Raw genomic sequence first — 18,178 nt, forward strand, 5'->3', positions numbered from 1 at the left:
CCGCCGCGGCCGTCACGACTGAACAGGACTTCGCTCGTGTCTCCTTCTCCGGCTTCCCCCGCACCGCGCCCCGGGCCCGCTCCGACCGCACCGCGACCCGTGCTGGCTCCGGCTCCCTGGTCCGCCGGCGCGGCGGACGGGGTCCGCGTCACCGCCGTACGCACCTTCACCTGCGCCCCGCAGGGCTGCCCGTACGTGATCGTCCGGGTGGAGACCAACCAGCCGGGTCTGTACGGGCTGGGCTGCGCGAGCGATCCACAGCGCACCACCGCGATCCGTGCCGTGGTCGACGACTATCTGGGCCCCCTGCTGCTGGGCCGCGATCCGGCCGACATCGAGGACCTGCACCGGCTGCTGCTCAACAGCGGCTACTGGCGCGGGGGTTCGATCGCCCATAACGCGCTGGCCGGCATCGACGTCGCCCTGTGGGACATCAAGGGCAAGACGGCGGGGCTGCCCCTGTACTCCCTGCTCGGTGGACGGGTTCGGGACGCCGCCGACGCCTACACGCACGTGGACGGACAGGAAGCGGGCGAGATCGCCGACCGGGTCCTGGCCGCGACGGAGGAGGGCTGGCGGCACGTGCGCGTGCAGGTCGCGGTGCCCGGCACCGACACCTACGGCACCGCGCCCGCCGACCCGGCCGAGGCGCGCCGGCGCGAACTGCGTTCGGGCAGCTGGGATTCGCTGAGCTACTTGCGGCAAGTCCCGCCCGTACTGAGGGAGATACGCGAGCGGGTGGGCAGTGGTGTGGAACTGCTCCACGACGCCCACGAGCGTCTTACGCCTTCGCAGGCACGGGAGTTGGTCCGTGCCGTCGAAGAGGCGCAGCTGTTCTTCCTGGAGGACGCACTCACCCCGGAGGACGCGGCGCACTTCACGCAGCTGCGTGCGGCCGGCACCGTGCCGTTGGCGGTCGGCGAGCTGTACAGCGAGCCGCAGGCGTATCTGCCGATGCTGACCGAACGCCTCATCGACTTCGCCCGGATCAGGATCCCGACTCTGGGCGGCCTCACCCCGACCCGCAAACTGGTGGCCGCCTGCGAGCTGTTCGGGGTGCGTACGGCCCCGCACGGCCCCGGTGACGTCAGCCCCGTCGGCATGGCCGCCAACCTGGCGCTCGACCTCAGCTCTCCCGCGTTCGGCGTGCAGGAGGCGGCCGCCTTCACGGAGGCCACCCGCGAGGTCTTCCCGGGCGCTCCGGTACCCCAGGGAGGCGCCCTGCACGCCTGGACCGCGCCCGGGCTCGGCGTGGACTTCGACGAGAACGCGGCCGCCCGCCACCCCGTCACCGCACCGCTCCAGCACGACCGTTGGGCCCTGCTGCGCGCCACCGACGGCAGCGCCCATCGCCCCTGACCCGCCGTCCGCCGAGGGCCGGGGCGATCGTCCCCGGCCGGCGTCCGGTCAGCGCAGGAGGAGGCTCTTCGGCTGCGCGGAGAGGCTCTGGTCGAGGACGAGACAGGCCGCCCCGACGGCGGCCACGTGTTCACCGATCGTCGTGGTGGTCACGACGGTCGGGTGCACGGCCTTCACGAACGGCGACGAGGCGACCATCGGCTCGATGACCTCCAGGAACGGCCCGGACATCTGCGGCCACAGTGGCCCGCCGAAGACGATCGTGTCGCTGTCCACGAGGGTCGCGGCGGCGCACACGCCCCGCCCGATACGGATCGCCCAGCGCCGCACGACGCTGGCGGCCGGCTCCTCCCCCGCTCTCGCCCGCCTGGCCAGCTCGTCGAGGCTGCGGCGGGCGTCCTGGGGGCCGATCGGGGTGAACTCGTGCCCCAGCGCGCCCTCCTTGATGGCCTCGTCCACCAGGGCCTTGGTGGAACAGGCGGCACCGAGGCCGCCGACCTCGCCCGCGTTGCCGGACACCCCGCGCAGCACCGAGTCCTCCACTACCAGGCCCATGCCGGAGCCGGTGCCCAGGTAGAAGAACAGGAAGTCCCGGGTCTGGCTGGCCGCGCCGACCCACCGCTCGGCCACCGCGGCGGCGATCACGTCCTTGTCCAGCAGCGTGGGGAACCCGGTCTCGGCGGCGAGCCGCTCGCGCAGCGGAACGCTGCCCCAGTCCGGCAGTTCGGGCGGATCGACGACGTACCCGTGCTGCGCGTCGAGCGGACCGGGAGCGGCGATGCCGAGCCCCAGGATCCGGTCGCGGTCGACGCCCGAACCCTCCGCGAGCGCGGTCACCGACCGGGCCATCTCGGTCATGACCTGGTCGGTGTCGACACCGAGGGGCGTGGGCTCGCCGTGCTGGGCGACCACCGTGCCCAGCAGGTCGAGCAGGACGTAGGTGATGACGGCCGGATCGAGGTGGACACCGAGCGCGTAGCAGGCTCCGGGTACGACCCGCAGGAGGGTACGCGGCTTGCCGCCACCGCCGCTCCACTGCTTGCCGGACTCCTCGGCCAGGCCCTGGTCGATCAGCCGGCGGCAGATGTTGGACACCGTCTGCGCCGACAGGCCGGTCGACTGGGCGAGTTCGACGCGGCTGAGCCCCTCGGGATGGCGGCGGATGGCGTCCAGGATGACCGACTCGTTGAAGTCGCCCATGCGCGGCAGGTTCGTGCCCCGCCGGATCGCCGTGTTTCTCGCGCTCACGTCTTACCTGTCCCCCTCACGACGGTGCGCGCCCGCCGCACAGCGGCACGCGGCACCCGACGGCCATTCAAGCCCCGCGCTCCCCCGGACACCCGCTCGACGGGCGGCCATCACGACACCTGCCGGACCATGATGACGGACCAGGGCCGCACCTGCGCTCCGTAGTCCACCACGCCCTCCGTGTCGGCGCACACGGCCTCCAGGCGGGTCGCGTGCGCGCGCCGGTCCAGGTGGGCGAGCTGCTCGCGGGTGGGCGCCGCGGGCGAACCGAGATCGCGCCAGGCACCCAGGGCGTCTCCGTGCCCCGGTTCGAGGCTCTCCACCTCGAAGCAGGCCCCGGGCGGCAGCCCGGTCAGGCGCACCCGGAGAGGGCGCGGACGCCCCTTGGCCTGCGTGGCCTCGGCGAGCGCCCGGTCGTCGAAGGAGGCCGGGACCGACTTCGGCTCCTCCTGCGGGTAGTGGTGGATCAGTACGACGATCCGGCCCGTGTCCCTGTCCTTGGTGACGACGTGGTCCTCACCGAGGTCGAGAAGCCGGTCGCCGAGCGCGCCCAGCATGCGGTAGGCGTGGTAGGTCGGCTTGGGGATCCCGGGCAGGGTGAGCATGCCGAACCCGCCGTGGAACAGTTCGTCCCCCGCGCCGCCCTCCTCGAAGACGTCGGTGAAGGTCCAGTGGGCGAGGGAGTCGACGGTCCCGACGGAGTGCAGCACGGACCGGACGACGTAGGTGGCCGCGGGCACGGTGTCGTGCGTGTGGTCGCGGGGCGAGGACGAGGACGACCACTCCGTGAGGTGGATCTCCGCTTCCGGGAAGGGGCTCTTGGCGACCAGGTCGCGCAGCAGCCGCAGATCGGTGGGCGTGGCGTTCCTGCCGCGGGTGAGCTTCTCCCCCTGACCGTGCTCGTCCAACGCCCAGTCGGTCGGGTAGGGGTGGGTCGAGACGAAGTCGACGGGCAGTTCCTCGGCCGCGCAGAAAGCGAGGAATTCCTCCACCCACACCGGCCGCCACCCCAGCTCGTCGATGTCGTCGCGGCCCGCGACGATCCGCAGGTCCACGTCCTCCTGCTCGCCCGAGAAGCGGCCGTCGGGAACGAAGTTGGAGGTGGCGGGACCGCCCACGCGCAGCTGCGCGTCGACCGCCTTCACGGCACGCGCGGTGACCTTGTAGAGCTCGAAGTACTCCGCGCGCGTACCGCGGAAGAAGCCGTGGAGGTTCGCCTCGTTCCACACCTCGAAGTACCAGCGGCGGACTTCCTCGATGCCGTAACGCCCCACCCAGTGGCGGACGGTGGCGTCGATCAGGCCGGCCCACTTGTCCAGGTCGACGGGCGGTGAGCCGTGGGCTCCCCACCAGAAGACGGTGTCGGTCTCGCGGGCCAGGGCGCGTGGGCTGAAGCCGAACTCGACGAACGGGCGCACGCCGGTGTCCAGCAGGAAGTCGAACAGCGCGTCGACGTACTGGAAGTTGTGGACCGGCGTGCCGTCCGCACGCTCCGTGTAGACGAACATGTCGTCGTGGAAGAGGCCGTGGAAGCGGATGTACTCGAACCCGCAGTCGCGTCGGGCCGCGACGAGTTGGCGCTGCCAGTCCGCGCGCAGTCCCTCGTTGGCGCGTCCGGCGCCGACCACCCTGCGCCAGAAGGGGGCGAGCGGCTCGCCCTCCGCTGCCGCGTCGGCGTCGATGTGGATGGGTGTTTCCCCGCTCGGGCGTTCTGGCACAGCCCCTCCCGCATCGCGATAATAAATCGATTTGATTGAGAGGAGCTTAGCAGGGCGTCTCCTGCGGAAAGCGGCACCGGGAGTGCGAGTGACCCCGGTCAGCCCCTGCGGGTGGAGCGGGTCAGGCGGAACGCCGAGACGAGGAAGAAGATCCCTCCGAGGGTGGCGTATCCGGCGAGGGAGGTCAGCGACGGGTCGTCCTGCGACGCACCCCGGATGAAGCTCGCGCCGGCCAGCACCGAGATGCCGCCGCTGACGATCATGGCCCACTGGCCGCCCATCGGCCTGCGGGCGACGCCCACGAGGAGCTGGATCAGCCCCGACACGACCGCCCACGTGCCCCAGACGCGCAGCACGTCGGCGACGCCCGAGGCGCCGGCGACCGCGACACCGACGGCGGCCAGCGAACTGACGGCGATGTTGACGTACAGACCCTTCACCGGCCCGTCGGTGCGCGCCGACCTGGCGTCGACGACGGCCGCGGCCACGTCGAAGGCCGGATAGACGAACAGCAGCACCCTGGCCGCGACGGTGAGGTCCGAGCCGGACAGCAGCAGGAGCACCGCCCACGCGGCGGCGAAGACGAAGCGGATGACGTACAGCCGGCGCAGGGCGGGCGTGGCGCCGACGTGCGCGGCGGAGGTGGCGGATGCCATGGGGTTCTCCTGCGAGTAGATGGAAGAGAGAACGGTCTCTCTACCTCGCAGCCTGACATACGTCTCCCTTCAAAACAAGAGAGAGCGTTCTACCCGCTAGGATGGGTGACATGACACAGACAGAAGGCGCCACAGGCACCGGCAGGAGAGTCTCCGAGGCCCGGGAGCGGCTCCTGAGGACGGCCGGGCAGCTCTTCTACGCGGAGGGCATCCACACGGTGGGCGTCGACCGCCTGGTCGCCGAGTCGAAGGTCACCAATGCCACCTTCTACCGTCACTTCCGCAGCAAGGAAGACCTCGCCGTCGCCTACATCGCGAGCGTCGACCAGGCGATCCGCACCCAGATCGACTCCCTTACGGCCACGGACGCGCCGCCCGACGGCATCCTGCGGGGCATCGGCGCGTCCCTGGTCGAGCAGATCCGGTCGCCCGGCTACCGCGGCTGCGCCTTCCTCAACGCGGCCACGGAGTTCCCCGATCCCGACCACCCGGTCCACCGTGCCGTCGTACAACACCGCGCATGGTTCCTGCGGACGATCACCGGGCTGTTCGCGGAGATCACGGTCGCCGAGTCCGAGCACGCGGGGCGGCACTTCGTCATGGTCCGCGACGGCGCGATGAGCGGCGGCTACCTCGGCGACCCCGTCCTGGCCGGCGAGACCCTGCTGCGCGGCATCGACGGGCTCGTACGGATCCACGCCGCCCGTGGGCTCGACGAGTCCGCTGCCTCCGCCGCGCCCGGCGAGGCGTCCTCGGCCACCACGACGGTGGCCGACATCGAGTGCTCGCCGCCCAACGCGTGACCCCGCCCGGAGCACGCTCGACCGGCCGCGTGGCCCAGAAACGAGCGCCGGCCCCGCTCTCTGGTTGAACTCTCCACCGTGGCGGAGAAGAGGCGGGACCGGCATCAGCAACACATGCTCGGCGTCAACAGGTATGGATGTCCTGGCCATTGACGTCCTTGGCGACGTCGTTGCCCTGGCCACTGAGGTAGTACGCGGAGACGAAGTCCCGGCCGCCGGTGTCCATGTCGGTGTACAGCCACCAGTGGTTGTACGCACTTCCCGATCCCACCTGAGTGCCCCACTCGCGGCAGAACACGTAGTTGCGTCCGGCGTACAGCTTGCCGCCGTGATCGCGTCCGGCGGCCGTTGCGAAGGTCTTCATCCAGAGCTTGTCGGAGCCGCCGCCCCCGCCGCCGGCACCTCCGCCCCCGCCTCCCCCGCCGCCGTTCAGTGGCTGGCTCTTGGGCACGGGGCTGACGTAGCCGTCGATCGCCTCGGAGTCTCCGAACATCGTCCCCGGTGCGGAGCCGAGCGTGTCCTCACGGACCTTCGAGGTGTGCGCGAAGTGGGCCTGTTCGTCGCCCTCGGGGCCCCTGGTGTTCTCCTCGCCTCCGGCGTCACCACTGACGATGGTCACCGAACCGCCGTCGACCGCGACCACGATGGCCACGTGGTGGACCACGCCCTTCTGGTTTCCGTAGACGTCGTGGAACAGGGCCGCGTCGCCGACCCGCGGCGCAGAATGCTCACCGCCGTATCTGGCGCGCTGCGTCTTGAAGCTGGCGGCGGCGGCGTTGAGGTACTCGGTGTGGAAGCCGGCCCGGTCCCACACCCACCGGGCGAAGTCGGCGCACCAGTATTCACCCTTGCCGCCGTTGCCGCTGCAACTCGTCAGATATCCGGGATCGCAGACCCGCCCCGGTTCTCCGAGGCTCTCGAAGCGATGGGTCTGGCCGCGCGCGATGTCGGCGATGCTCTGGACGTCTCCCAGCACGATGTCCGCGTGGGCCGGCGGGGCCGGGGCGGAGAAGTAGAAGGCCAGGGTGAACAGCGCGGTCACGGCGATGCCCCACCGGCGCAGGGGCAGACTGATGTGTGCGAAAGGCATGGCGTCCTCTGTGGGCGTCCTTCGTGGCGAGTGGAATCTCCGCCGCAGGTTACGAACGCGCCGATGCCGCCGTCTTGAACGAATCCGATGCCCCGCTCGCGGACCCGGACGAGCGGGCGGGCTTCGGGTCCGCGCCCAGGCAGCCGCACGGCCGGAGCCGGGAGACGTACTCCGAAGGGGACATGCCGGTGAACTCCCGTATGTCGCGGTTGAAATGCGACTGGTCGCTGTATCCGTGGTCGGCCGCCAACTCGGGCCAGCGCGTGCGTTCCGCGCCGACGCACGCGAGCAGGTTCATCAGTCTCATCAACCGTGCCGCCGTCTTGGGCGGCAGCCCCACCTGTCGCCGGAACTCACGCCCGAGATGGTCGCTGCTCCACCCCACGTCCGCCGCGAGTTCCGCTATCCGGGCCCGCCCGGCGGTGCGGGAGAGCAACTGCCACGACCGTACGACCTCCGCTCGGGGCCGCGGCCCTTCGGCGGAGCGGCGCAGCAGGAACGCGTCGAGCAGGGCGAACCGCTCCCGGTGGCTGCGTGCGGCCCGGCACCGCTCGGCCAGGACGCGCCCTGAAGGCCCGAACACCCCCGCCAGGTCGACGACCTGCCCGGCCAGCTCGGCCGGGGGCGCGCCGAGCAGCCGGTAGGCGCCGAGCAACGTCAACCGCAGCCCGATCCACGCCACCTGCACCGAGGACGACTCGCCCCCGCCATACCGGTAGAGAAAGCCGGGGCCGGCCGCGTACGCGGCGGGCAGACCAGCCAGGGGCTCGCCGACGTTCAGGTTCAACGACACCGACAGGCTCGCCGGCACCGCGATGACCTCACCTGGATGGAGAGTCTCCGTTCCCGCGTGATAGGCGCCTTGAAGCAGTTCTCTCAGCGCAGGGTGAGGCTGTGCGTATACGTCCACCGATAGGTCCCCCGACTTCGCCCGGCCAGCGACACTAGGGCCGAGGGGGTGAGGGCGGGCGCAGGAGGACAGTCTTTTGCGGATACCCGGTCGATTCTTTGACCCGAACGTGCCGACAGCGGAGTCGAGGGAGGTCGCCGCTTCGGCGACCGCGCCGCGAGGTCAGGTCACGCCGTCACCGTTTCGGCGTGATGGACGTGCTCGGCGATGCGGGCGGCGAGTTGGGGCCACAGTTCGTGCGGAAGGTTGTGGCCCATTCCCTCCACGATCCACAGGTCGGCATTCGGCACGGCGCCGGCCGTGGCGCGACCGCCGCTGATGTCGCACACGGGGTCGGCGGCGCCGTGCACGACCAGCGTGGGCACCCGTACACCGCGCAGTCGCTCGGTGCGGTCCCCTGTCGCCACGACCGCGAGGCCCTGGCGCTGCATGCCGAGGACGTCGTATCCCCGGTCGAAGACCTGTCCGGCTCGCTCGGCCGCCGCGGTCGCGTCGAAGGCGAAGCCCGGGGACGCGGCGAGCCGCAGGGCACGCACCTGCCACTCGATGAAGTCCTCCCGGTCCTGCGGCGGTGGACCCAGTGCGGCGAAGAGCGAGAAGTCGGCCTCCCCCATGCCGGGTTCACCGGTCGTCGACATCATCGACGTCAGCGAGCGGACCCGCTCCGCGTGCTCGATCGCGATCATCTGGGCGATCATTCCGCCCATCGAGGAGCCGACGAGGTGGACGCCCGTGAGCCCGAGCGCGTCGAGCAGGCCGACGGAGTCCGCCGCCAGGTCCGCGAGGGTGTACGACGCCGACGAGAGGTCTCCGGAGAGCGCCGCCGCGAAGTCCGGTACGGGTGCGTCGTGCAGGTGCGTCGACCGGCCGGCATCGCGGTTGTCGAACCGGATCACCTGAACTCCCCGGCCCACCAAGGCCTGGCAGAACCCCTCCGGCCAGTTGATCAGCTGCGCGCCGGCCCCCGTGATCAGGAGGACCGCCGGAGCGTCCGGGTCACCGAACCGCTCGTAGGCGATCTCGATCCCGGGCGGGCCGACGTTGTGTGCTGTCGCTTCTGCCATGGCCAGGACGGTAACCACGGCAGGAGCGCGAAAGAACGAACCACGGTCTGACGTTTTTCGCCCACTCCCCGAGTTACGGTGGAAATGGCCGAGGAGAACCGTCAACGCATGAGCGCACCGCGCACGGTCAGACCGTAGTTGGCGCGCAGTCTGCGCAGTTCCCAGTAGCCGACCGCGGTGACCGACAGCGGGCCTCCGAGGAGAAGGACGATCCGCACGCCTGCCGGCACGCCCGCGTAGGAGCCGGTGAACAGGTTGACCAGTGCCATCTCCCACACCAGTGTCATCGTCAGCAGCGGCGGCACGGTCTCGTGGATGTCCACGGTGCGGAAGACGTGGAGCAGGGACAGCCCCATGCCGTAGATGACGAACGGCAGGACCCACACGAGAGTCGCCACCGTGAGCAGCCAACTGACCACGGACATCACGGGGTTGACGGCCAGCTTTCCGTCGACGAGACCGGAGAGAACGGCGGCGGGGAACACGGCCACACCGCCGATGATCGCCAGCACCGCGCCGGACGGCTTCGCCGCGCGCCGCAGCAACTGCCGCCGGGCCGGCGGACGTGCCAGCAGGACGAACCAGCCGATGAAGACCGGGAAGGTCACGGCAAGGACCAGGATGCTGATCCAGGAGTCGTTGAGCCGATCGCTCGCGGCGTCGCTCGCCGAGTCGACCAGCTTGTAGGAGTACGCCACCCAGAGCACGGCGCCGAGACCCACGTACGTCCGGATCTTCTGGATCTTGGCGACCACCGCGTCCTCCACCCGGTCCGGGCGCGAGGGCCTGAACACCCTGCGTGCGATGGCGATCGGACCGCCGGCCCGCCACATTCTGCGGAACACTCCCACGCGTTGTGGCACCGGTTGCGGAAACCCCGGCGGGTAGGGGTAGGGGTACGGGGGCGGTTGGGGTGGATAGCCGCCCTGGTGAGGGGGGACGTTGTACGGGTACGGCTGCGGCGGCACCGGAGGACCAGGAGGACCCTGTGGGTGGTGTGGCGGCTGTGGACCCTGCGGATTCCAGGCACTCATCTCTTGCTCTCCCCCGACATGATTGTGTGCAACGGACACGCAGCGGCAGTGTATGGGGTACAAGTGCCGCTTTTGGCGGACGCCAGGCTGCACCCGCGAAACGGACAGGAGTGATCAAGGTCCATGACCACCCCCTCTTCAACTCCCGGACGACGGGCCCTCGTCGTGCGCGGCGGCTGGGAAGGCCATTCACCGGTGGAGATCACCGAACGGTTCATACCCTTCCTCAAGGAACACGGATTCACGGTCGAGACCGCCGAGTCCCTCGAGGTCTACGGTGACGCGGACCGGCTCGCCGCCACCGACCTCGTCGTCCAGTGCTGGACCATGGACACGATCGCCCCCGAACTCTCCCGCACGCTCGCGGCCGCGGTGCGGGCAGGCACCGGGTTCGCCGGCTGGCACGGCGGCGTCATCGACTCCTTCCGCGGCGACCTCGACTACCACCTCCTGACCGGGGGCCAATTCCTGTTCCATCCGGCCGACTTCGTGGACTACACGGTCCGGCTCGTGCCCGAACGCGCGAGCCACCCGGTCATCGAGGGCCTGGCCGACTTCGCCGTCCACACCGAGCAGTACTGGGTCGCGACCGACCCCGACATCGATGTCCTCGCCACGACGACCTTCCCGGCCGACGAACAACGGGACCATCCCGTCGTCATGCCGACCGTGTGGACCAGGACCTACGGCAGTGGAAAGGTCTTCGTGTCCGCGATCGGCCACAAGCCCGACGACTTCGACGTACCCGAGGTCCGTACGCTCACCGAACGGGGGCTGCTGTGGGCGAGCCGATGACACCGCTGCGGATCGGCATGGCCGGCGCGGGCCGGATCAGCGGCCAGTACCTGTCGACACTGGCCACGACCGAGGCCCTGCGGCTGACCGCGGTCACCGACCTGGACACCGCCCGGGCCGAGGAGGCGGCCGCCGCGTCCGGCGCCCTGGCCGTCGGAGGCCTGGCCGACCTGCTGGCGCGCGACGACGTCGACGCCGTGCTCAACCTGACCATCCCCGCCGTACACGCCGATGTGGCACTGGCCGCGATCGCGGCCGGCAAGCACGTCTACGGAGAGAAGCCGCTGGCCACCACCCGCGAGGAGGCCGCCGCCGTGCTGGCCGCCGCACGCGGCGCGGGAGTCCGGGTCGGCTGCGCACCCGACACCGTGCTGGGTACCGGTGTCCAGACCGGACGCAAGGCCGTGGACGACGGACTGATCGGTACGCCCGTCGCCGCGACCGCGTTCATGACCTCCCCCGGCCACGAGGCGTGGCACCCCGATCCGGAGTTCTACTACCGCCCCGGCGGCGGTCCGCTGCTCGACATGGGGCCCTACTACCTCTCGGCGCTGATCCACCTGCTCGGTCCGGTGGCCGCGGTGACCGGCGCGGCCTCGGCACCGCGTGCAGAGCGCGAGATCGCCAGTGGGCCCCGTGCCGGACAGCGCTTCGCCGTCGAGGTGGACACCCATGTCACCGGGATCCTCCACCACGCCAACGGCGCGCTGTCGACGCTGTTGATGAGTTTCGACATCCACGGCGCCGATCTGCCGCGGATCGAAGTGCACGGCACCGAGGGGTCGTTGTCCCTGCCGGACCCCAACAACTTCGACGGCCCGGTGCGGTTGTGGAGGGCGGGCGCCGACAGTTGGCGGCCGCTTCCGGTGTCGGCCGGTCACCCACACGCCGGACGCGGTGTCGGCCTGGCCGACCTCGCCGTCGCCCTGGCCGCCGGCCGCCCCCACCTGGCCTCCGCCGAACTCGCCGAGCACGTCCTGGACGTGATGCTCACGCTGCTGGACGCGGCGCACCAGGGCCGTACCCTCACGGTCACCACCACCTGCGAACGGCCGGCTCCCGTCGCCTGACCCTCGTAGCTCCCGGCCCTCGTGGCACCCGACCTGCCGACCTGCGTCACGAGGGTCAGAATGGTGAGTGATCGCGTCTTTCTCGGAACACGTCCACGCAGCGTCCGTCGGGCATCGGAGTGACTTTCCATGGTCAGTGACGGAGGTACCACCAAGGCCGGTGAGCGGTGTCTGGTCACCGGCCCCGGCGGTTACATCGGCGGAAGGCTGGTGCCGGAGCTGCTGGACGCCGGATACACCGTCCGGTGTCTGGCCCGCACCCCGGCCAATCTGCGCGACTACCCGTGGGCGGACCGGGTGGAGGTGGTGCGCGCGGACGTCACGGACGCCGGGAGCCTGCGTTCCGCGTTGCACGACGTGCAGGTGGCCTACTACCTGGTGCACTCCATGAACTCCGGGCGGGACTTCGAGAAGAAGGACCGCCTCGCCGCCGAGACCTTCGCCGCGGAGTGCCGCACCGCCGGAGTCCGGAGAATCGTCTACCTCGGGGGCCTCAACCCGGCCGACGTCCCGGAGGACGAGCTCTCCCCGCACCTTCGCTCCCGCGCCGAGGTCGGTCGCATCCTGCTCGCCTCGGGTGTCCCGACGACCGTGCTGCGCGCCGCCGTCGTGATCGGGTCCGGCTCTGCCTCTTTCGAGATGCTGCGCTATCTCACCGAACGCCTGCCCGTCATGGTGACCCCCAGCTGGGTCGGCACGCACGTCCAGCCCATCGCCGTCCGCGACGTGCTGCGCTATCTCGTGGGCAGTGCCCGCATGCCCGAGGACGTGAACCGTACCTTCGACATCGGCGGCCCCGACGTCCTCACCTACCGGCAGATGATGGAACGGTACGCGCTGGTCGCCGGCCTGCCCCGCCGCCTGATCGTGCCCGTGCCCATGCTCACGCCACGGCTGTCCAGTCACTGGATCGGGTTGGTCACCCCCGTGCCCGCCGCACTCGCGCGCCCGCTGGCCGAGTCCCTGCGGCACGAGGTCGTGTGCGCCGAGCACGACATCGCCGACCACGTACCCGACCCGCCCGGGTCCCCGCTGCCCTTCGACCGAGCTCTCGAACTCGCTCTCCAGCGCGTGCGTCAGGCCCAGGTCACCACGCGCTGGTCCTCGGCGTCACTGCCCGGAGCCCCCAGCGACCCGCTGCCCACCGACCCCGACTGGGCGGGCGGCAGCCTCTACACCGACGAACGGACCCAGGACGTCCATGCCGATCTCGACGCCCTGTGGCGGGTGATCGAGGGAATCGGCGGCGAGAACGGCTGGTACTCCTTCCCGCTCGCATGGGCCGTACGCGGCTGGCTCGACCGGCTCGTGGGCGGGGTGGGCCTGCGTCGCGGCCGCCGTGACGCGAACCGGCTGCGGGTCGGTGACGCGCTGGACTTCTGGCGCGTCGAGGAGATCGAGCGAGGCCAACTGCTCAGACTGCGCGCGGAGATGCGCCTCCCCGGACTCGCCTGGCTGGAGATGCGCGCGGAACGAGACGAACGCGGCGACGTGCGCTACCGGCAACGCGCGCTCTTCCACCCGCGCGGACTGGCGGGACACCTCTACTGGTGGAGCGTCGCGCCCTTCCACGCCACCGTGTTCAACGGCATGGCCCGCTCGATCGCGCGCACCGCGGAACGTGTCGACGCTTCCGGCGGTGCGACGCAGGCCGACTAGCGCGATCACGAGACCGGTGCGCCGGGTTACATGGTTAGCCTAACCTTACTTACACTGCTGGAACGTACAGGCATCCATGTCCGGAGAGGCCCAACCCCGTGACTCCACGCATGCGTTCCGTCGCCGACAGCCCTTCGCCGGGACGGCGTGGCTTTCTGTTCGGAGCCGCGGGTGCCGCTCTGGCGCTCAGTGGCTGCTCGTCGGGCGAGGACGGCGCGAGTGACGGTGACGAGAAGAGCGGTGACTCCGTCAGGACGGCGCAGGCCGCGGCCGCCGGCTTCCCCGTCACCGTGAGCGGCAAAGAGGGCGCCGCCAAGGTCACTTCGCCGCCCGAGCGGGTCGCCGCCTGCGGTTATCTCCGCGACACCGACCTGGCTCTCGCCCTCGGTGCCCCGCTCGTCCTCGCCACCAAGAACGCCGTCTTCCCCAGCGGCCTGGCCCCGTGGCAGAAGCCCGCATCGCCGCCGGTGCTCGTGGGTACGGCGGCAGGTATGCCGTACGAGAAGATCGCCGACGTACGCGACCAGCACCCCGAACTCCGCGGCAAGACCTTCACGTTCGGGGCCGTGGTCGGCGGCGACGTGTCCACCATCAAGAGCGCCGACGACGCCAGCGCCCAGTTCTTCGGTCAGTTGGGCATGATGCTCTCCCCGAAGGTCACCTCGTTGCCCGACAGCGCCACCGCCGGCCGCGCCTCCATCGCGAAGGAACGGCTCGATCTCCTCGACGCCGACGTGGTCCTCCTCGCCTTCGACACCCCGCAGGGGCGCGAGGAGTTCGAGGCACAGCCACTCTTCAAGGAACTCACGGCCGTTCGCCGCCAGTCCTACATCGGCCTCGACATGGCCACCGCGATCGCTCTCGGGTTCCCGTCGGTGCTGAGCCTCCCCTACGGCCTCGACGCGGTCGTGCCCAAGCCGGCCGAGGCGGCGAAGCGCAGTGCCTGAACCTCGTACCGGGCAGGACGAAGACGCCCGCGATCTCGCCGAGTTGCAGGCCCCGGTCGTCGGCCGGGTCACGACCGCCGCCGCACTTCAGGCACTCGCGGCAGCCCTGTCCATCGCGCCCATGGTCGCCGTCGTGGAGATCGGCCGACGCCTCCTCGACGGCCGCGACGACCATCTGTGGGCCATCGCCTGGACCGCCGTTGCCCTGCTCGCCGTACGGCTGCTGCTCTATCTGTTCGCGGGCACCCTCAGCCATCTCGCCGACGCCGACCTCGCCCTGGGCCTGCGGCGCAGGCTGGCGAACCATCTCGCGGTGCTGCCGCTGGGCTGGTTCGCCGGCGGCGTCTCGGCGAAGGTGAAGACGACCGTGCAGGACGACGTCGGCGCGCTGCACCACGCCGTCGCGCACGCCCGTGGTGATCTCGCCGCCGCCGTGGCCGGGCCCGCGGTCATCGGCGTCTACCTGCTGTGGGCCGACTGGCGCCTCGCCCTGCTCACCTTCGCCGTCATCGCGGGCGCCCAGAGCGTACGGATGCGGATGGCCGCCCGGTCCGTCGAGCCGGTGCGGCGCATCGCCGCCGCACAGCTCGAACTCACCGCCGCCTCGATCGAGTTGGTGCGCGGGATCAGCGTGGCGAAGGCTTTCGGCGGAGGCCGGACGCCACGGCGCTTCAGCGAGGCGGCCGCCGCCTACGCGGACGTCAACGACGAGGCGCAGCGCCTCTTCATCCGCCAGCGCAGCCTGACGCGGGCCACCGTGGCGCCGGCGACGATCCTGCTGCTGATCACCGGCTGCGGGGTGGGGCTGGTCGCGCTCGGCTGGACGGACCCGGTCGACATCCTGGCGTTCACGCTGCTCGGGCTGAGCCTGTTCGAGCAGATCACCCCCATCTACGCGGCGCGCGGTCTGCGCCGCACCGCCCTCGGCGCCGCACACCGCATCGCCGGCCTGCTGCGCGAACCTGTCCAGGAGGCCGCGTCCCGTCCGACCGTCCTGCCACCCCGTGCGCCGGGTACTCCCCCGGTCCTGGAGCTGGACGGTGTTCACTTCGGCTACCCCTCCGCCGACCGCGACCGTGAGGTGCTGCACGACCTGGACGCCCACTTCGCCCCCGGCACGGTCACCGCCCTGGTCGGGCCCTCCGGCGCGGGCAAGTCCACGCTCGGCATGCTGCTCGCCCGCTTCTACGACGTCACCGGCGGCGCGATCCGCCTCGACGGCATCGACATACGGGAGTTGGACCGCGACGAGCTGTACCGCACCCTCGGTTTCCTCTTCCAGGACGTCGTCCTGCTGCGCCGGTCCGTCCGCGACAACATCGCGATGTCCCAGCCCGACGCGAGCGACGAGACCGTACACGCCTCGGCGAAGGCCGCCGCCGTCCACGAGCGGATCACCGCGCTCCCCCGCGGCTACGACTCGGTCGTCGGCGAGGACGCGCGGCTGTCCGGCGGCGAGGCGCAGCGTGTGAGCATCGCGCGCACCCTGCTCGCCGGCACACCGATCGTGGTGCTCGACGAGGCGACGGCCTTCGCGGACCCCGAGTCCGAGGCCGCCGTGCAGGACGCTCTCGCCGAACTCGCGGGCGGGCGCACCCTGTTGGTCATCGCGCACCGGCTGCGGACCATCGCCGCCGCCGACCAGATCCTGGTCCTGGACGACGGACGGATCGCCGAACGCGGACGGCACGAGGATCTGCTCGCCGCCGACGGAACCTACGCGCGCATGTGGCGCGCCCAACACGGAAGCAGCCAGGCATGACCACCGCACTCCTGCGGATCGTCGGCGGCGCCGGGCGTCCGCTGCTGATCCGCTTCTTGCTGGCCACCGCCCTCTACGCGATCAGCGAGGGCGCCGCCTTCGGACTGCTCGTGCCGCTCCTGTCCGCCCTGCTCAACGGTCGTACCGGCGAAGCAGGTTGGTGGCTCCTGCCGCTCGGCGGCGCCGTCGCCGTGGGCTGGTACGCCCACTACGACAAGGAGTTGCGCGCGCTACAGCTCTCCTCCGCCTGGCGCCGCGCCCTGTACGAACGCATCGGCGCCCACACCGTCCGGCTGCCGCTGGGCTGGTTCGACGCCACCCGTACCGCGCAGTTGGAGCGCCTGCTCGGGCAGGGTGTCAACACCGTCACCAGCATCGTGCACCTGGCCCAGACACTGCTCGGGGCGGTCCTCACGCCCGCCACCATCGCCGTCTTCCTGCTCTGCTACGACTGGCGCATCGCTGTCGCCGTGCTGGTCACCGTCCCCGTGGTGCTGCTGGTGTTCGCGCTGGCCCGACGGCTCACCGACCGTACCGAGGCCGAGCACGACAAGGCCGCCGCCGAAGCGAGCGCCCAGCTCGTGGAGTTCGCCGGCGCACAGCCCGTGCTGCGCGCCAACGGCCGTGCCACCAGCGGTCATCGGCAGCTGGAGGAGGCCCTCCAGAGTCAGCACCGCGCGGCCCGCCGTGAGGTGATGGGCGCCCTGCCGGGCCTGCATCTGGGGCAGCTCGCCATTCAACTCGCCTTCACCGCCGTCCTCGTCGTCGGTCTGCTGCTGGCCACCGGCAACGAGATCACCCCCGCGCGCATCACCGCTCTGCTGGTGCTCGGCGTCCACTTCCTCCAGCCCCTTGCCGTCATCGCCTCCGCGGCCTCCGCCCTGCGTGCCACCCGCGCCGCGATAGACCGCATCGACACCCTCCTCGGCACCCCGCCCCTGCCGGAGCCCGAACACCCGCACCCCACCGCCGATCTCGAAGCGTCGATCGAGCTCGACTCGGTCCGCTTCCGCTACGACGGCTCCGACGCCCCCGTCCTCGACGGTCTCGACCTGACCGTCCCGGCCGGATCCACCACCGCCCTCGTCGGACCCTCGGGAGCGGGCAAGACCACCGTCACCAAACTCATCGCCCGCTTCGCCGACACCGACGCGGGCACCGTGCGGATCGGCGGCGTCGACGTCCGCGAACTGGCCGGGAACGACCTGATGAACATGGTGTCCCTGGTCTTCCAGGACGTGCATCTGCTCGACGCCACCATTGAGGAGAACATCCGCCTCGGCCGCCCCGACGCCACCGACGCCGAAGTCCACGACGCGGCCCGCCGGGCCCGGGTCGACATCATCGCCGAGCGGTTGCCCGACGGCCTCGCAAGCCGCGTCGGCGAGGGCGGCTCGCTGCTCTCCGGCGGTGAGCGCCAACGCGTCGCCATCGCCCGCACGCTGCTGAAGGACACTCCGATCGTGCTGCTCGACGAAGCGACCTCGGCCCTGGACGCGGAGAACGAGAACGCGGTCCACGAGGCCCTGCGTGAACTCGGCACCGGTAGAACGCTGTTGGTGATCGCCCACCGTCTGTCCACCATCGCCACGGCCGACCACATCGCCGTCCTCGACAGCGGCCGCATCGTCGAGCAGGGCCGGCACACCGACCTCCTCGCCGCCGAGGGACGCTACGCCTCCCTCTGGCACGACTACGAACGTGCCCAGGGTTGGCGTCTGACCAACCGTCAGTAGTGCTGCGGCGCGGGCAGATCACGGCTGCCGGCCAGGCGCGGCCATCGGCGAGCGCGGCAACTCCCGTCGGCTGACGGTTCGTTGTCGCGCTTCGCCGCCAGGAGCCCGATGACGACACCGACGAGCACCAGGGCGGCTCCGGCGATCTGGCTCGTCTCGGCGCCGCCCGCTCCGGTCACGAAAAGGGCGAGGAGGGAGGCGAAGGGGATGAGGCCGTTGAACAACCCCGCCCGCCCGGCCCCGAGGCGCTCGACAGCCGCGTACCAGAGCAGGAAGACGACAGCGGTCACGCCGAGGGCGAGGAAGGCCAGGGCCCACGACTCCACG

At 71.0% G+C, this 18,178-nt stretch carries 16 protein-coding genes; 8 read left to right on the plus strand and 8 right to left on the minus strand.

Annotated features, from left to right (window positions below; translation table 11 throughout):
- Positions 1-99 precede the first annotated feature (99 nt).
- Complete coding sequence (locus tag ACIP6U_RS10655; RefSeq protein WP_401714893.1) at positions 100-1,359, plus strand: enolase C-terminal domain-like protein; 1,260 nt, start codon at positions 100-102, stop codon at positions 1,357-1,359.
- Between the two features lie 48 nt (positions 1,360-1,407).
- On the opposite strand, the gene ACIP6U_RS10660 is transcribed toward ACIP6U_RS10655, so the two are convergent.
- From ACIP6U_RS10660 to ACIP6U_RS10670, 3 genes are all read right to left on the minus strand, one after another.
- Positions 1,408-2,559 (minus strand): ROK family transcriptional regulator, encoded by a 1,152-nt coding sequence (locus tag ACIP6U_RS10660; RefSeq protein ID WP_401715534.1) that lies wholly within the window; start codon positions 2,557-2,559, stop codon positions 1,408-1,410.
- A gap of 158 nt (positions 2,560-2,717) precedes the next feature.
- Positions 2,718-4,325, minus strand: coding sequence for a beta-xylosidase (locus ACIP6U_RS10665; protein WP_401714895.1), 1,608 nt, complete (start codon positions 4,323-4,325; stop codon positions 2,718-2,720).
- Positions 4,326-4,423: 98 nt separating this feature from the next.
- A complete protein-coding gene (locus ACIP6U_RS10670; protein WP_401714897.1) occupies positions 4,424-4,981 on the minus strand; it encodes a hypothetical protein in 558 nt (185 codons plus the stop codon).
- A gap of 101 nt (positions 4,982-5,082) precedes the next feature.
- Here ACIP6U_RS10670 and ACIP6U_RS10675 point away from each other — a divergent pair, with 101 nt between their 5' ends.
- Complete coding sequence (locus ACIP6U_RS10675; protein ID WP_401714898.1) at positions 5,083-5,784, plus strand: TetR/AcrR family transcriptional regulator; 702 nt, start codon at positions 5,083-5,085, stop codon at positions 5,782-5,784.
- Positions 5,785-5,908: 124 nt separating this feature from the next.
- Here ACIP6U_RS10675 and ACIP6U_RS10680 read toward each other — a convergent pair whose 3' ends face one another.
- The 4 genes from ACIP6U_RS10680 to ACIP6U_RS10695 all read right to left on the minus strand — a co-directional run bounded on the left by ACIP6U_RS10680 (position 5,909) and on the right by ACIP6U_RS10695 (position 9,642).
- Positions 5,909-6,874 carry a CHAP domain-containing protein gene (locus ACIP6U_RS10680; protein WP_401714900.1) on the minus strand — a complete coding sequence of 322 codons (966 nt, stop codon included), beginning with the start codon at positions 6,872-6,874 and terminating at the stop codon, positions 5,909-5,911.
- A gap of 49 nt (positions 6,875-6,923) precedes the next feature.
- Positions 6,924-7,685 carry a helix-turn-helix domain-containing protein gene (locus ACIP6U_RS10685; RefSeq protein WP_401714902.1) on the minus strand — a complete coding sequence of 254 codons (762 nt, stop codon included), beginning with the start codon at positions 7,683-7,685 and terminating at the stop codon, positions 6,924-6,926.
- Positions 7,686-7,951: 266 nt separating this feature from the next.
- A complete protein-coding gene (locus tag ACIP6U_RS10690) occupies positions 7,952-8,848 on the minus strand; it encodes an alpha/beta fold hydrolase (RefSeq protein WP_401714904.1) in 897 nt (298 codons plus the stop codon).
- 101 nt (positions 8,849-8,949) lie between these two features.
- Positions 8,950-9,642, minus strand: a complete 693-nt coding sequence (locus ACIP6U_RS10695) for a hypothetical protein (protein ID WP_401714906.1) — start codon at positions 9,640-9,642, stop codon at positions 8,950-8,952.
- Between the two features lie 363 nt (positions 9,643-10,005).
- Here ACIP6U_RS10695 and ACIP6U_RS10700 point away from each other — a divergent pair, with 363 nt between their 5' ends.
- From ACIP6U_RS10700 to ACIP6U_RS10725, 6 genes are all read left to right on the plus strand, one after another.
- On the plus strand, positions 10,006-10,677 hold the full coding sequence (locus ACIP6U_RS10700; RefSeq protein ID WP_401714908.1) for a ThuA domain-containing protein: 672 nt from the start codon (positions 10,006-10,008) through the stop codon (positions 10,675-10,677).
- A complete protein-coding gene (locus ACIP6U_RS10705; protein ID WP_401714910.1) occupies positions 10,662-11,747 on the plus strand; it encodes a Gfo/Idh/MocA family protein in 1,086 nt (361 codons plus the stop codon). Before ACIP6U_RS10700 ends, ACIP6U_RS10705 begins: the two co-directional genes overlap by 16 nt.
- A 129-nt stretch (positions 11,748-11,876) precedes the next feature.
- Positions 11,877-13,406 (plus strand): SDR family oxidoreductase, encoded by a 1,530-nt coding sequence (locus ACIP6U_RS10710; protein ID WP_401714912.1) that lies wholly within the window; start codon positions 11,877-11,879, stop codon positions 13,404-13,406.
- A gap of 110 nt (positions 13,407-13,516) precedes the next feature.
- The gene (locus ACIP6U_RS10715; protein WP_401714914.1) at positions 13,517-14,353 is read left to right on the plus strand and encodes a hypothetical protein; all 837 of its coding nucleotides are present in this window, start codon (positions 13,517-13,519) and stop codon (positions 14,351-14,353) included.
- The gene (locus ACIP6U_RS10720; protein WP_401714916.1) at positions 14,346-16,115 is read left to right on the plus strand and encodes an ABC transporter ATP-binding protein; all 1,770 of its coding nucleotides are present in this window, start codon (positions 14,346-14,348) and stop codon (positions 16,113-16,115) included. The genes ACIP6U_RS10715 and ACIP6U_RS10720 overlap by 8 nt, the downstream gene beginning before the upstream one ends.
- Positions 16,112-17,851, plus strand: a complete 1,740-nt coding sequence (locus ACIP6U_RS10725; RefSeq protein ID WP_401714918.1) for an ABC transporter ATP-binding protein — start codon at positions 16,112-16,114, stop codon at positions 17,849-17,851. Before ACIP6U_RS10720 ends, ACIP6U_RS10725 begins: the two co-directional genes overlap by 4 nt.
- On the opposite strand, the gene ACIP6U_RS10730 is transcribed toward ACIP6U_RS10725, so the two are convergent.
- On the minus strand, positions 17,845-18,177 hold the full coding sequence (locus ACIP6U_RS10730; RefSeq protein WP_401714920.1) for a hypothetical protein: 333 nt from the start codon (positions 18,175-18,177) through the stop codon (positions 17,845-17,847). The two genes, ACIP6U_RS10725 and ACIP6U_RS10730, sit on opposite strands and share 7 nt — an antisense overlap.
- Position 18,178 lies beyond the last annotated feature (1 nt).

Source organism: Streptomyces sp. NPDC088794, from assembly GCF_044750545.1.
GTDB lineage: Bacteria > Actinomycetota > Actinomycetes > Streptomycetales > Streptomycetaceae > Streptomyces.

Bases quoted from the DNA above. Each gene is read 5' to 3' on its own strand.
- ACIP6U_RS10725 (WP_401714918.1), top strand. From the start codon at position 16,112: ATGACCACCGCACTCCTGCGGATCGTCGGCGGCGCCGGGCGTCCGCTG.
- ACIP6U_RS10715 (WP_401714914.1), top strand. From the start codon at position 13,517: ATGCGTTCCGTCGCCGACAGCCCTTCGCCGGGACGGCGTGGCTTTCTG.
- ACIP6U_RS10675 (WP_401714898.1), top strand. From the start codon at position 5,083: ATGGGTGACATGACACAGACAGAAGGCGCCACAGGCACCGGCAGGAGA.
- ACIP6U_RS10710 (WP_401714912.1), top strand. From the start codon at position 11,877: ATGGTCAGTGACGGAGGTACCACCAAGGCCGGTGAGCGGTGTCTGGTC.
- ACIP6U_RS10700 (WP_401714908.1), top strand. From the start codon at position 10,006: ATGACCACCCCCTCTTCAACTCCCGGACGACGGGCCCTCGTCGTGCGC.
- ACIP6U_RS10680 (WP_401714900.1), bottom strand. From the start codon at position 6,874: ATGCCTTTCGCACACATCAGTCTGCCCCTGCGCCGGTGGGGCATCGCC.
- ACIP6U_RS10660 (WP_401715534.1), bottom strand. From the start codon at position 2,559: ATGGGCGACTTCAACGAGTCGGTCATCCTGGACGCCATCCGCCGCCAT.
- ACIP6U_RS10690 (WP_401714904.1), bottom strand. From the start codon at position 8,848: ATGGCAGAAGCGACAGCACACAACGTCGGCCCGCCCGGGATCGAGATC.
- ACIP6U_RS10670 (WP_401714897.1), bottom strand. From the start codon at position 4,981: ATGGCATCCGCCACCTCCGCCGCGCACGTCGGCGCCACGCCCGCCCTG.